Origin of the sequence: Bradyrhizobium sp. CB2312, assembly GCF_029714425.1 — a bacterium.
Taxonomy (GTDB): Bacteria; Pseudomonadota; Alphaproteobacteria; order Rhizobiales; family Xanthobacteraceae; genus Bradyrhizobium.
Map to the genome: position 1 here is coordinate 8,435,541 of NZ_CP121668.1, position 12,742 is coordinate 8,448,282.

Consider the following 12,742-nt stretch of genomic DNA (forward strand, 5'->3'; position numbering starts at 1 on the left):
CGCGCTGGTGTTACGCGCGAGTGAGCGATAAGAAAGTGCGCAAACGCAGAGTTCGCCCTTGAGTAACGCACTCACTCCTCGGCAGGCGCCTCAATTGGAACCGCAAAACCCGACTTCACACGGTCCATAATAACCATTGTCTTGACACCCTTAATATCCGCATTCTCATAAAAGAATCGCCGCGTGAACTGTTCATACTCTTCCATGCTGTGTGCGGTAACGTAGAGGACGAAATCTGAATCGCCGGTCACGTAAAATCCATTGACGACCTCGACTGACGATTTGATCGCCTTCTTGAACCTGTCGATAATATCTGAGCGCTCCCGTTCCAGGCTCACCAGCACAAGCATTTGAATAGGTCTTCCTACGGCCTTCGGAGAGACAATTGAGACATCGGCTTCGATAATGCCTTCCGAGCGGAGCCTCTTCAGCCGTCGTTGACACGCCGTCGCAGAAAGCCCGGCCAGTTCACCGATCACCTCAGAAGTTAGGCGGTTGTTTTTTTGCACGATCTCCAAGATCCGGGCATCTATTCGATCGTAGTTCATGATCTCTCTCCAGCCTTCAAGTGTGCTTCGCCGCAAAGTGCCTGTGCCATGCAGGAAATCCTCCCGACGGCAGGAAAATGCGATGCAAATCAGTTCGCGACATCAGTATCCTGATTGCCGAGGCAATTTCAACAAATGACGCGTTTGGACTCCGCCAATGGCCCATCAAATCGTTCGGCACCAAAGTTCGCATTTTGTCGGCCTTGCTACCAGGCACCTGCAGCGTCTGCGCCGCCGCGACTTCTTGGCGGGGGCGGCGCTGGTCGACGGCCGATGGATCTCTGGCGATCAGCGAGATGTTGTGGCCGATCCGGCGACGGCCGAAGATATCGCGGATGTTGCTCATTGCTCTGCCGCGGACATGAAGCAGGCGATCGCGGCAGCTGAGCGATCGTTTCCCGCGTGGCGAGAGCTCTTGCCAGCAAGGCGTGGCGCAATTCTTAGGTCTTGGGCGTCGTTGATGCTGCAGCATTCGGAAGAGTTGGCCATCCTCGTGACGAGCGAGCAAGGCAAGCCGCTCGCCGAAGCGCGCCAGGAAGTCGCGTACGGTGCAGGATTTCTCGAGTGGTTCGCCGCAGAGGGTGAGCGCGCTTACGGAGAGACTATCCCTAGCCATAAGCCCGAAAGTCTGCTTTACGTCCGAATGCAGCCGATTGGTGTCGCCGCCGCCATCACTCCGTGGAATTTTCCTGTCGCCATGATCACGCGAAAAGCTGGGGCTGCTCTTGCGGCCGGATGTCCGATGATCGTGAAACCTGCTCCCGAGACGCCGCTCTCCGCACTCGCCGTCGCTCGGTTGGCTGAACAAGCCGGAGTTCCGCCTGGCGTTCTTCAAGTGCTTACGGGCAATCCGATCGAGCTTTCGACGCCGCTGTTGCGTGACAAAAGAATACGGGTTCTGTCGTTTACAGGTTCTACGGAGGTGGGTCGTCGATTACTTGAGGGGGCGTCCGACACTGTTAAAAAGGTGTCGCTGGAACTGGGCGGCCACGCTCCCTTCCTCGTTTTTGATGATGTCGACCTTAAGAAGGCGGTCAGGGGTGCAGTGGAGGCGAAATTTGCGACCTCGGGTCAGGATTGCTTGGCCGCCAATCGCATCTACGTCCAAAGAGGCGTCTACCCTGCTTTTGTCGACGAGTTTGCCGCCTTAATCGCCCAGTTCAAAGTCGGTCACGGTCTAGACCCCGCAACTGAGATAGGCCCAATGACCAAGTTGGCCGTCGCAAACAAATGCAGGGCCCAAATCGATGATGCGGTAAAAAAGGGCGCGCGGGTTCTCTTCACTCATCACGGCGCGACGCTGGGGGCCAACTTTGTACCTCCGACGTTGCTAACCGATGTCACGGAAGAAATGCTCATCGTGCATGAGGAAACATTTGGGCCGGTAGCTGCTGTACTTCCGTTCGATTCCGAAGAGGAAGTTATCGCCCGCGCCAACGCTAACGAAATGGGGCTGGCGGGATATGTCTACACAGAGAGCCTACGTCGAGGGCTCCGACTGTCCGAGCAACTCGAGTGCGGCATGATCGGCGTCAATACGGCGTCGTTCACGGGCCCTCCCATTCCCTTCGGCGGTTGGAAACAATCTGGGCTCGGTCGCGAAGGTTCGCGGCACGGTTTGGCGGAATACATGGAGCTGAAATACGTGTGTTTTGGCGATTTAGCGGCTTAGGAGAAACGGTATGATTGATATCAAGGCAATCGCTGAGCTCGATCGCTCCAGTGTTCTTCATCCTTTCACTCAGCCCAAGGACTTTGCGAAGGGAAAACTCGGTGATCCTACGATCGTCACAGGCGGCCAAGGGATTCGCATTCAAGACGCCCAGGGACGTAGTTACATCGATGGTTTTGCCGGGCTCTATTGTGTAAATATCGGCTACGGTCGCACTGAGGTGGCGCAGGCGATCGCCCGGCAGGCTTACAAGCTCGCATACTACCACACGTATGCGGCACACACGAGTGAAGAGCTGGCGATCCTCGCGGGTCGTCTCGTAGAGATGGCGCCTGGCAAGCCGAGCAAGGTGTTCTTCGGGCTGTCTGGATCAGACGCCAACGAAACGCAGGCAAAGCTCGTCTGGTACTACAATAATCTGCGCGGGCAGCCGAAGAAGAAGAAGATTATCTCTCGCGAGCGAGGATACCATGGCTGCTCAGTCATTTCGGGTTCAATGACCGGCATGTCCTTTTATCACGATCACATGGATCTTCCCTTTCCTGGCATTTTGCATGCCGGCACGCCGCACCATTATTGGGGGGCCGAACCAGGCGAGACACAGGAATCCTTTTCCGGCAGGCGTGCCGCCGAGCTTGAACAATTGATTGTGCGAGAGGGGCCGGAAACGGTCGGTGCTTTCATTGCCGAGCCGGTGCTGGGTACTGGCGGGATTACACCGCCTCCCACCGGTTACTGGCGTGAGATTCAAGCTGTCCTCAAGCGTTACGACGTTCTTCTGATCGCTGACGAGGTGATCTGTGGCTTTGGCCGAACCGGCGCAGACTTCGGAAGTATGCTCTATGGTATTGAGCCAGACCTGGTAACAGTCGCCAAAGGTCTGACATCCGGCTACGTTCCGCTTTCGGCAGCTATCGTCGGCGAAAAAGTCTACGCGGTTATGGAGGAGGCTGCGGATCGTGTCGGCGCGTTTTCGCACGGTTATACCTATTCCGGCCATCCGATTGCTGCCGCTGCTGCCAACGCAGTTCTCGACATTGTCAAAACAGAGCGGCTAACCGACCGCGCGAGGATCGTCGGATCCCACTTCCATCGTCGACTGAAGGAGCGTTTTGCTCAGATGGAGATCGTTGGGGAGGTTCGAGGTGTCGGCTTACTCGGCGCAATAGAGTTCGTTGCGGATCGTCAGACGAAACGGCGCTTTGACCCTGCGCTCAAGGTCGGGCCGCGCATTTCCAAGGCTGCTCGTGATCGTGGACTCATTGTACGAGCAATGCCGCATGGAGACATTCTGGGATTTGCTCCGCCTCTTGTTGTAACCGAGTCTGAGATAGACGAGATCGTTGATCTGGCCTATCAGGCGACCAAGCAAGTCATGGACGAACTTGCGAAAGAGTCAGCAATCGCTTGAATGTGCAGACCAGTGCGGCGCAGTCAACGCCAAACACGCAAGATATAGGCGCCTTTCCCCTGCTGATGAGTTGCGAGGGCCGATCGAAAGAATGCGGCCCGCGAATCCTTTGGCGTGTTGTTGCAGCGTCAAGCCTCGTCGCATCACATCTCTAGACATAATCATGAGTGCTATCCGAATTGACGGAAAGGCCATCGCTGAGATCCTGCGCGCTCGCATTGCGCGAGAGGTGGCGTTGCTCCAGGCCGAGTACAACGTCACGCCAGCATTGGCCGTGGTGCTGGTCGGCAAAGACCCGGCAAGTTCGGTTTATGTGAAGACCAAAGCCAAACAGGCTCAAACCGTAGGCATCAAGTCGCAACAATTCCTGCTGCCAAGCAATGTCGATGAAGCCGTATTGCTGGATTTGATCGGCCGGCTCAATGCCGACGATTCCATTGATGGCATCCTCGTTCAGCTTCCGCTGCCCGGACACATCGATCGCTGGCGCGTGCTGGAGGCCATCGATCCGGCTAAGGACGTAGACGGCTTCCATCCCTACAACGTGGGACGATTGTCCGCGGGTCGACCAGCGCTCGCTCCTTGCACTCCACTGGGAGTGACCCATCTGATTAAGACAGTCGCGAGCGACCTGAATGGGCTTGACGTTGTCGTCATAGGTCGCTCGAATATCGTCGGAAAACCTTTGGCAGTTTTGCTCGGCGATGCCGGATGTACCGTGACAGGTGCGCAGCTGCAGACGCGAAACCTGCCGGACCTCTGTAGAAAGGCTGATATTGTTGTTGCTGCGGCCGGTTGTGCAGGACTGGTCCGCGGCGATTGGCTTAAACCAGGTGTGGTTGTCATCGATGTTGGAATCAATCGTGCGATCGATACGACTGGAACTGTCAGGCTTGTGGGGGACGTTGCTTTCGCCGAAGCGAGCACGCGCGCGAGCTACATAACTCCGGTGCCTGGCGGTGTTGGGCCCATGACCGTCGCCTATTTGCTCGCAAACACAGTTAATGCGGCAGTTTCTCGGCGAGGCTTGTCGTTGGTGCTCAATCCCGAGGTCGGCCACGTTTTGCCATCATCCACGGGAGTGGCGCTCGAGCACGTCGATCTGCAGCGGGCAACTTAGGTCGCGTACGGCCGTTCGATTCAAGCGTCCTTGCGAGAGCACCGGACAATTCGGACAAAGATGCGTGCGGCTCAGCATCCGCCGCTTATCGTGTCGGGCTCCCTGTCAGCAATTTCCCTTCCTGTGAACTTAACAATTTTCCGCGTGTCTCACCGACGAGAAGCTTGTGGCTTTGTGCGCGTCAACCACCGGCGTGAAGACGCAAAATCTCCCCTTTTCTCTATCCGACGCAGAATTTCTCTTTCATGGAGGGCTACAATAGCGAAATTCTGATCGACGGCTCGATACTATTTTCGGCGAGACGACGCTTCCAGCTGACCAGTCCGCGATCATGTGCGCGCAGGAGCTCAAGTTTTGCATAGTTCAGTACAGCCTGCGCGCTCGAATGGGCACGCCTCGTTCGTAAGCGGCCACCGGGCGGGACCATTCCGGCAAGGGGCTCGGCTTGGGTCCGATGGCTCATGAGGTTCACAGCGGAACCAACAACCAAACTGCATATCACGACCCGCCACGCCGCCACCCTTAGAGCGCCATCCTCTCGTTCATCCTTGGGATACGCTCAGACCTGCTTGAAACCACTTTTTTGAGTCACGGAATGCAAAGCAAGCTGCCCACTCACGCGGAATTCGTCGTCATCGGCGGTGGCATTATTGGCCTGTCCACTGCCTATCACCTCACGCGTCTTGGGCATCGCGATGTGCTGCTGCTCGAACGCGATCAGCTGACCTGCGGTACGACGTGGCATGCCGCGGGGCTCGTCACCCAGCTTCGAGCCAGCGAGAATATGGCGAAGCTGGCCCAGTACACCGCGGGATTGTTCCGCGAGCTCGAAGAGCTAACGGGTCAGCATACTGGCTTTCGGCAATGTGGGTCGATCACAGTCGCGGCGACACCCGCTCGGCTGGAGGAGTTGAGGCGAGGTGCCTCGATGGGGCGCTCTTTTGGCCTTGATGTCGAGATCATTGACGCCGCCGAAGCTAAGAAACGTGTGCCGTTGCTCGATGTGGCCGATGTGCTGGGCGCGGCATGGATCGCGTCCGATGGTAAGACTAATCCGGTGGACACAGCGCGCGCGTTCGCGACTGGCGCGCGGCAGGGTGGCGCGAAGATACTGGAGCGCACGCCAGTGACGCGCCTCGTGGTCGAGAAAGGGCGGATCGTCGGTGTCGAGACGGCAGAAGGGATCGTTGGTACTGAAAAGGTCGTCATCTGCGCCGGGATGTGGAGTCGGACGTTAGCGGCCGATGTCAATTGGACAGTGCCGCTGCACGCGGCGGAGCATTTTTACGTCGTGACAGAGGCCATGGGGGGCTTGTCACCCGATACTCCCACTGTGCGAGATCTTGATGCGTGCTTCTACGCAAAAGAAGACGCGGGTAAACTGCTGGTCGGCTTTTTCGAACCGAAGGGCAAGCCCTGGGGGATGGCGGGGATCCCAGTTGAGTTCAGTTTCGATTCGCTTCCCGACGACTTCGAGCACATCGAGCCTCACCTCGCCAATGCCATGCGGCGCATGCCGGCCCTGGAAAATGTAGGGTTGCAACTCAGTTTCAATGGCCCCGAGAGCTTCACCCCGGACAATCGGTTCTTGTTAGGACCCGCCCCCGACATCGCCGGCCTCTACGTGGCTTCGGGATTCAATTCATGCGGTATCGAGTCTTCCGGCGGGGCCGGCAAAGTGGTGGCCGAGTGGATGTCTACCGGCATGCCCGCAAATGACTATTGGGAAATGGACGTCCGCCGAGCGATGCCATTCCAGCGCAATCGGCGATATCTGCGCGACCGAACGGGTGAAGCGGTTGGACTCCTTTACGCGCTGCATTGGCCTCACAAGTCACCTGAGACGGCTCGTAATGTGCGGGTCTCGCCGCTGCACGATCGTTTAGCGGCCGCAGGCGCGAAGTTCGGCGAGGCCGCGGGCTGGGAGCGGGCGCAATGGTTCGGCACTCCCGAGGGGCCGGCCTACGCCCATGCTACATTTGGTCGCGACGATTGGTTCAAGTCGAGTGGGGCTGAACACGACGCGACTCGGTCCGGTGTCACGCTTTTCGATCAAACCTCTTTCGCGCACCTACTGGTGCAGGGGCGTGATGCGCTCTCTTTTCTTCAGCGCCTCTCCACTAACGACGTTGACGTGCCAGTGGGCCGCATCGTGTACACTCCGTGGCTCAATGAGCGGGGTGGCATGGAGTCCGATGTCACAATCGCGCGAACGGGAGATGAGGAATTCCTCGTCGTTACAGCCGCTGTGCAGCGCATCCGGGATCTCGCCTGGCTACGAATGCATGCCAAAGGCGCCGGCCACGTATTCGTCACGGACGTGTCGTCCGGATACACCTGCCTCTCTGTCATGGGGCCACATTCGCGAGAGCTCCTCACGCGCGTAAGCCCGGCGGATTTTTCTGAAGCTGCGTTTCCGTTCGCGACGGCGCGAGAAATCGAGATCGGCCATGGTACGGCCGTTGCTTTCCGCATGACCTTCGTCGGAGAACTCGGATGGGAGCTGCACATCCCGACCGACCAGACGCTGGGTATTTACGATGCGCTGGTCGTTGCGGGACGCGATCTCGATCTGCGCCACGCAGGTTACGTGGCACTCAATACGTTGCGCCTTGAAGCCGGTTACCGCGACTGGGGCGCGGACGTCAGTGATGAGGACACGCCGCTCGAAGCTGGATTGGGGTTCACAATCGCCTGGAACAAGGGTGAAGATTTCATTGGGCGGACGGTTCTCGAAACACAGCGCGGACAGACTCCGCGCCGACGCCTCGTCCAGCTTGCCGCTCCCCGCGCGGTGCCGCTCCTGTTCGGAACAGAGCCTGTCTGGCGCAACGGATCGCTCGTCGGATACTTGCGCTCCGCCGGGTTCGGCCACACCCTCGGATGCGGCGTAGGCATGGGGTACCTCCACTCCGAAAGCGGTGTGAACGCCGCATGGCTGTCCGAAGGAACTTTTGAAATCGAGATCGCCGGCGAACGGCACGCGGCCATCGCCTCCCTTCGTGCCTTCTACGATTCGAATCGTACGCGAGTGAAAGGCGAATGGCGGAAGCTCGATGACCTCATCGCCCCAGAGCTCCTCAGAGCACGCTCTAGGGAATGATGCTCATCTTTTTGCTTGCCACAACGCAGTTTACGAGGGACCCCGTAGGGCAAATGACTGCTATGTTCGACCGTTCCATGATCCTCGCGTTGTCCTGCCCTGATCGTCCAGGCATCGTATCCGCGGTCTCGAGCCTTCTGTTTGAGTCGGGCTGCAACATTCTCGATGCTCAGCAGTTCGAGGATACCGGGACCACCCACTTTTTCATGCGCGTTGTCTTCGACCGTCTCGAGCAAGCCAAACCTGAAACAGATATCGCCGCCTCGATCGAGGAGCTCGCCAAACGTTTCGCCATGACTTTCACTTTGCGGAAAAGTTCCACAAAGAAGCGGGTGATGCTCCTGGTTTCAAAATTGGACCATTGTCTGGCCGATCTAATTTATCGATGGCGCATCCGCGAACTGCCAATGGAGGTGACAGCGATCGTCTCCAACCATGGCCGCGAGCATTTGGCCTCTAGCGATTTGGCCGAGCTTCCGTTCCACCATTTGCCGGTCACCAAACAGACGAAGATGGAGCAAGAAGCGCGAATCTGGGAGCTCGTTCAGGAGACCAATACGGATCTTGTTGTTCTCGCGCGCTACATGCAAATTCTATCGGACGGCTTCTCGGCCAAGTTATCGGGACGCTGCATCAACATTCACCACTCCTTTTTGCCAGGCTTTAAGGGCGCAAGGCCTTATCACCAGGCTCACGAGCGAGGCGTCAAGCTGATCGGCGCGACAGCGCATTACGTCACTTCCGATCTCGACGAGGGACCGATCATCGAGCAAGACGCCGAGCGAATCTCTCACCGTGACACGCCAGACGATTTGGTCCGCAGGGGCCGCGACATTGAACGACGTGTACTCGCCCGCGCCGTACGCCATCACCTGGAGGATCGCGTTGTGCTGAATGGCAAGAAGACTGTCGTCTTCACCGGCTGATCTGCACTGATTTTACGCGCCGATTGGCCCCGTTCGAGCGCGATGCCGCGGCCAAGAACATGCACCAGCTATCCTGACGCCAAAGAGAGGCAAGAACGCACAACGCCTGCCCCACGCCTCAGTAGGCTTCCCGCAGTTTTGCGCAGTGTGGAAGATCGTGTCCCATGCCGTGTAGCTGACGGCAGGTCACCGCCGATTTTCCGGCGGGTCGGAAGGCATCAGCCTGCCACGGCGGGCAAGCCGACGATGGGATCATCGCTCAACGGCGCGATGGTTTCCAGCGTCATGTAGCGGGCCCGCTGAACCGCCCACTCGTCGTTCTGCTCGAGCAGGATCGCGCCGACCAGGCGAACGATGGCGTCTTCATTTGGGAAGATGCCAACGACCTCGGTCCGCCGCTTGATCGTAAGCGTAGCGCCGAGGCCCTTTGGATTGTTTGCGCGGAGTCTTGAGAGCACCGTTAGAAGAGTCATCTTCTGGAAGGGGGCTCACAATGGACGACCATTCTGATGACATAAGACGACCGTTGTCACCGCGTATTGAAGTGTTCGCTGGCGCAGGTCGAAAGCGCTGGCCGGATGATTTGAAGGCGCAGATTGCCGCGGAAAGCCTCGAGCCGGGGGCGGTTGTCACAGACGTCGCCCGTCGCCATGGCTGCCGGCCCCAGCAGGTGCATGACTGGCGGCGCCGGGCGCGTTTGGGCCAGTTGGTGCTGCCGGCTTCGGCGGAGACGCTGTCGTTCATGCCGGTGGTGTCGCAATCGGCGCTACCGGCGGCCGCAGAGCCTACCGGGTCGCCGGAAGCAGCCATTGTGACGGTTGAGCTCCAGGGAGCACGCGTGGAGGAGCGGGGGGCGCCTGGCCTTGCTGTGTTGAGTGATGTGTTCTTAGCGCTTCGGCGGACACGTTCATGCTGACGCCGCCTGCGAGCCTTACGATTTACGTGGCGACGCAACCAGTGGACTTCAGAAAAGGTGCGGAGGGCTGTACGCCTCCGACGAGGGCCGTCTTGCGTGACGGGTGGTAATTCGCGAAGCGTGTGACCTTAAGTCTAGCTTTAAGGTCATCAGGCGATGCGGGTCGAGGTTTTGGGCGGGCTGGAGCGGCGGCGGCGTTGGTCGCAGGACGACAAGGCACGGATTGTCGAGGAGACGCTGGCACCGGGCGCGAAGGTAACTGAGGTTGCGCGGCGCAACGGAGTGGCGGCCAGCCTGGTGTTTACCTGGCGTCGACAAGCACGGACATCGGAACAAGTTGCACCATGTTTTACGCCGGTGCAGATCGCCGCCGTAGCGGCCTCGGCTGAAGAAACTCCGAAGCTTTTGCCTACGGTTGATGGCCGAGTTCGTTCGGCGGCAGCCGCGCGTACTGGATTGATAGAGATCGATCTCGGCAACCGACGGTGCATCCGGGTGGATGCGCACGTCGATCCGGAGGCGTTGGCGCGGGTCCTCGATGTGCTTGGACGCCGATGATTTCTGTACCAGGGAATGTGCGAGTGTGGCTGGCGACAGGCTACACGGATATGCGCAGAGGCTTCCCGTCGCTGGCCCTCCAAGTTCAGGAGGTGCTGCACAAAGAACCGCTCAGCGGTCATTTGTTTGTCTTCCGTGGTCGCCGCAGCGATCTTGTGAAGGTGATCTGGCACGATGGTCAGGGAGCCTGCTTGTTCACAAAAAGACTCGAGAGAGGAAAGTTTATCTGGCCATCGGTTGCCGGTGAAGCGGTAACGATCTCGCTGGCGCAGTTGAGCTACCTGCTCGATCACCCATGTTGATGCCCCTCCTTGTTAGGCTGACAGATTCTTAGATCAAGTTGTGCAATGACGTGGTTTCGAAGGTCTCCGATGGCGTGAAGAACGGATGGTGTATTCGGGAAGAGATAGGCGCCGCTGGGCTGGCGATCAATCAGCAAACGCTTGGTTCGGATCTGTACATAGAGCCAGTTCACCGGAATCTCGAGCCTTTGGGCCAGTTCGGGCGGGCTGAGGAGTGAGACGTCATGCTCCCATCGGTTGCGCTGGGTAGCGACCTTGATGGCAGCAGCACGACGGAGCCGCCCAACGGTGATAGGCAGCACCTTATCGGCGCAACGGGGAGAGCGGTGACCTTCCCGAGTAAGGATTGCGGCGATCTCGTCGTCTGGGACGCCGTCGCGAGCGAGCGTCAGCAGGCGCTCCTGCATCTCTGTGCCTCGCGTCAATCTGGTGACGGAGTTGACGCTCATCTTCACTTCGAGCTCCGTCACAGCGCCTCCCCGCCAGACGATCCTAGCCAGGGCCAAGTCGCGCTCACCGCGGTCGAGAACGACCTTTTCGATAAGACATCGCAACAGCGCCTTGCGATGCGCATCCGAGATAGTCTCGTCACCCCATATCTGCGGGAGGCGGCCGGTGAGACTGATGACCTTGTCGTTGAGCTCCTTGCTCATGGCCACTTGTGCGATGGCTTTGGACGGCGTCTGTCGGGCAAGCGCCTCTTCGGCGGCGCGTACGTCGTTTAGTGCCGCTTCCCATCGGCGCTCGAGTTCCGAGGCGACCAACCGATTATCTGGATCAGCTCGGTTGAACTGCCGTTCGGCGAGCGCCGCCGTGTACCGCTTGCGCTCGAGCTCTCGCTCTGCACTGGAGCGTAACGCATTGTTCATCTGCTGCTGCACCCGGCGGGAGCGCGACAAGGCATCGAGTTCGGCCGGCGCTAGTGCGGTTAGGAATGCGTCGCCAACGGCTGCATCGATATGGGCGGCGCGGATGTGTTGGCAGGTTGGCTGACCTTCCTGGGTACGCAGGTGATTGCATACATACTCGCCGCCGCCCTTGTAGCGGACGTACATCTTATGGCCACATCGTGCGCACCAGGCAATGCCGTGGAGCAGGAGCTCGCCATTGCGAGGCGCGCCGCGGGTTTTGATGCGCATGTATTCGGCTCGGTTATCTCTGATGACGGATCGGATTTTTTCATAAATTGGCCAGTCGATATAGGCTGGATATCGATCTTTAACGACGATCCGCCACTCCTCCATCGGCCGCGGAGCCTTTTGTGGCAGGGCACCCTCCCGCCTGGGCGGCCGGAAGCGGGTTCGTCCATAGACAAAGGCGCCCGCGTATGCGGGGTTCTTCAAGATCGCCGCGACAGCAGCCAGCGTCGCGCGCGTCCAGCACAAATCGCCATACCGATCACGACGCGGCAGTTCCAGGTCACGCTCGTTCAACGCTCGCATAACCTTGGCAACGCTGCGCAGCTGCAGGAACAACTGGAAGACGAGACCGAGCCGCCCTTGCACGGCCATGTCGGGATCCTTAACGACCACGCCGCTCGGGTCCCGCATCAGCCCGATTGGCAGCATAACCGCAAGTTCACCGCGTTCGGCTTTGGCCAGCAGGCCGGCGGTCAGCCGGCTGCGGATCGTATGTAGCTCAAGCTCGGAGATCGAACCCTTCAGCCCGAGAAGCAACCGACCGTTGGGAGTGCCCGGATCATAGACACCATCGCGGTCGGCGATCAGGCAGCCACGTAGACCACAGATATCCAGGAGCGGATACCAGTCGGTACAATTACGCGCCAAGCGGGTCACGTCGATGGACAGGATGAGTCCCACTTCACTCAGGCCAACACGGCCAACGAGTTCCTTGAAGCCGCTACGCTGTGCTATAGACGCGCCGCTCAACCCGAGATCGGCATCAATCACGTCGGATGGCCGCCTCACGCCATCCGAGTTCGCGGGCGCGCTGGCGAAGCGCGTATTGAAGGCGCAGGCTCTCCTGATTGCTTACGACCTGGTGAGGCGTCGACTGCCGGATGTAGACTACGGCTTTGCGCGCCAAGTGGCTTGGTGTGATCAACTCGGACTTCATGAGAGATCTCCGCCAAAATCGCGGCGACGTCTTCGACGATCTGGCGTCGGAGCGCGGGCGTCAGCGTCGACCAAAGATCGGCTGGATCCATGCTCATGTGCGTCGGGACA

General features: G+C 59.0%; 12 protein-coding genes and 1 pseudogene. 8 read left to right on the forward strand and 5 right to left on the reverse strand.

Annotated features, from left to right (window positions below):
- Positions 1-71 precede the first annotated feature (71 nt).
- Complete coding sequence (locus tag QA642_RS40465) at positions 72-548, reverse strand: Lrp/AsnC family transcriptional regulator (protein WP_283081830.1); 477 nt, start codon at positions 546-548, stop codon at positions 72-74.
- Between the two features lie 16 nt (positions 549-564).
- Positions 565-894, reverse strand: coding sequence for a hypothetical protein (locus tag QA642_RS40470; protein WP_283087159.1), 330 nt, complete (start codon positions 892-894; stop codon positions 565-567).
- Here QA642_RS40470 and QA642_RS40475 point away from each other — a divergent pair.
- The 5 genes from QA642_RS40475 (at position 793) to purU (ending at position 8,780) form a co-directional block, all read left to right on the forward strand.
- The gene (locus QA642_RS40475; protein WP_283087079.1) at positions 793-2,220 is read left to right on the forward strand and encodes an NAD-dependent succinate-semialdehyde dehydrogenase; all 1,428 of its coding nucleotides are present in this window, start codon (positions 793-795) and stop codon (positions 2,218-2,220) included. The two genes, QA642_RS40470 and QA642_RS40475, sit on opposite strands and share 102 nt — an antisense overlap.
- 10 nt (positions 2,221-2,230) lie before the next feature.
- Entirely contained in the window at positions 2,231-3,631 is a 1,401-nt protein-coding gene (locus tag QA642_RS40480; RefSeq protein ID WP_283081831.1) for an aminotransferase, read from the forward strand.
- A gap of 163 nt (positions 3,632-3,794) precedes the next feature.
- Positions 3,795-4,751 carry a bifunctional methylenetetrahydrofolate dehydrogenase/methenyltetrahydrofolate cyclohydrolase FolD gene (gene folD / locus QA642_RS40485; protein WP_283081832.1) on the forward strand — a complete coding sequence of 319 codons (957 nt, stop codon included), beginning with the start codon at positions 3,795-3,797 and terminating at the stop codon, positions 4,749-4,751.
- A 595-nt stretch (positions 4,752-5,346) separates the two neighbouring features.
- Positions 5,347-7,854, forward strand: a complete 2,508-nt coding sequence (locus QA642_RS40490) for an FAD-dependent oxidoreductase (protein WP_283081833.1) — start codon at positions 5,347-5,349, stop codon at positions 7,852-7,854.
- A gap of 53 nt (positions 7,855-7,907) precedes the next feature.
- Positions 7,908-8,780 carry a formyltetrahydrofolate deformylase gene (gene purU, locus QA642_RS40495; protein WP_283081834.1) on the forward strand — a complete coding sequence of 291 codons (873 nt, stop codon included), beginning with the start codon at positions 7,908-7,910 and terminating at the stop codon, positions 8,778-8,780.
- A 218-nt stretch (positions 8,781-8,998) separates the two neighbouring features.
- Here the strand turns inward: purU and QA642_RS40500 are convergent.
- Positions 8,999-9,184 (reverse strand): annotated as a pseudogene (locus tag QA642_RS40500) (transposase); the annotation flags it as partial.
- Positions 9,185-9,273: 89 nt separating this feature from the next.
- Between QA642_RS40500 and QA642_RS40505 the strand changes: the two are divergent.
- The 3 genes from QA642_RS40505 to tnpB all read left to right on the forward strand — a co-directional run bounded on the left by QA642_RS40505 (position 9,274) and on the right by tnpB (position 10,556).
- The gene (locus QA642_RS40505; RefSeq protein ID WP_283081835.1) at positions 9,274-9,696 is read left to right on the forward strand and encodes a transposase; all 423 of its coding nucleotides are present in this window, start codon (positions 9,274-9,276) and stop codon (positions 9,694-9,696) included.
- 156 nt (positions 9,697-9,852) lie between these two features.
- Complete coding sequence (locus QA642_RS40510) at positions 9,853-10,254, forward strand: transposase (protein WP_283081836.1); 402 nt, start codon at positions 9,853-9,855, stop codon at positions 10,252-10,254.
- Complete coding sequence (gene tnpB / locus QA642_RS40515; protein WP_283081837.1) at positions 10,251-10,556, forward strand: IS66 family insertion sequence element accessory protein TnpB; 306 nt, start codon at positions 10,251-10,253, stop codon at positions 10,554-10,556. The genes QA642_RS40510 and tnpB overlap by 4 nt, the downstream gene beginning before the upstream one ends.
- On the opposite strand, the gene QA642_RS40520 is transcribed toward tnpB, so the two are convergent.
- The gene (locus QA642_RS40520; protein WP_283081827.1) at positions 10,544-12,466 is read right to left on the reverse strand and encodes a recombinase family protein; all 1,923 of its coding nucleotides are present in this window, start codon (positions 12,464-12,466) and stop codon (positions 10,544-10,546) included. The genes tnpB and QA642_RS40520 overlap by 13 nt on opposite strands.
- Positions 12,459-12,632, reverse strand: coding sequence for a hypothetical protein (locus tag QA642_RS40525; RefSeq protein WP_283081826.1), 174 nt, complete (start codon positions 12,630-12,632; stop codon positions 12,459-12,461). The genes QA642_RS40520 and QA642_RS40525 overlap by 8 nt, the downstream gene beginning before the upstream one ends.
- Positions 12,633-12,742: the final 110 nt, after the last annotated feature.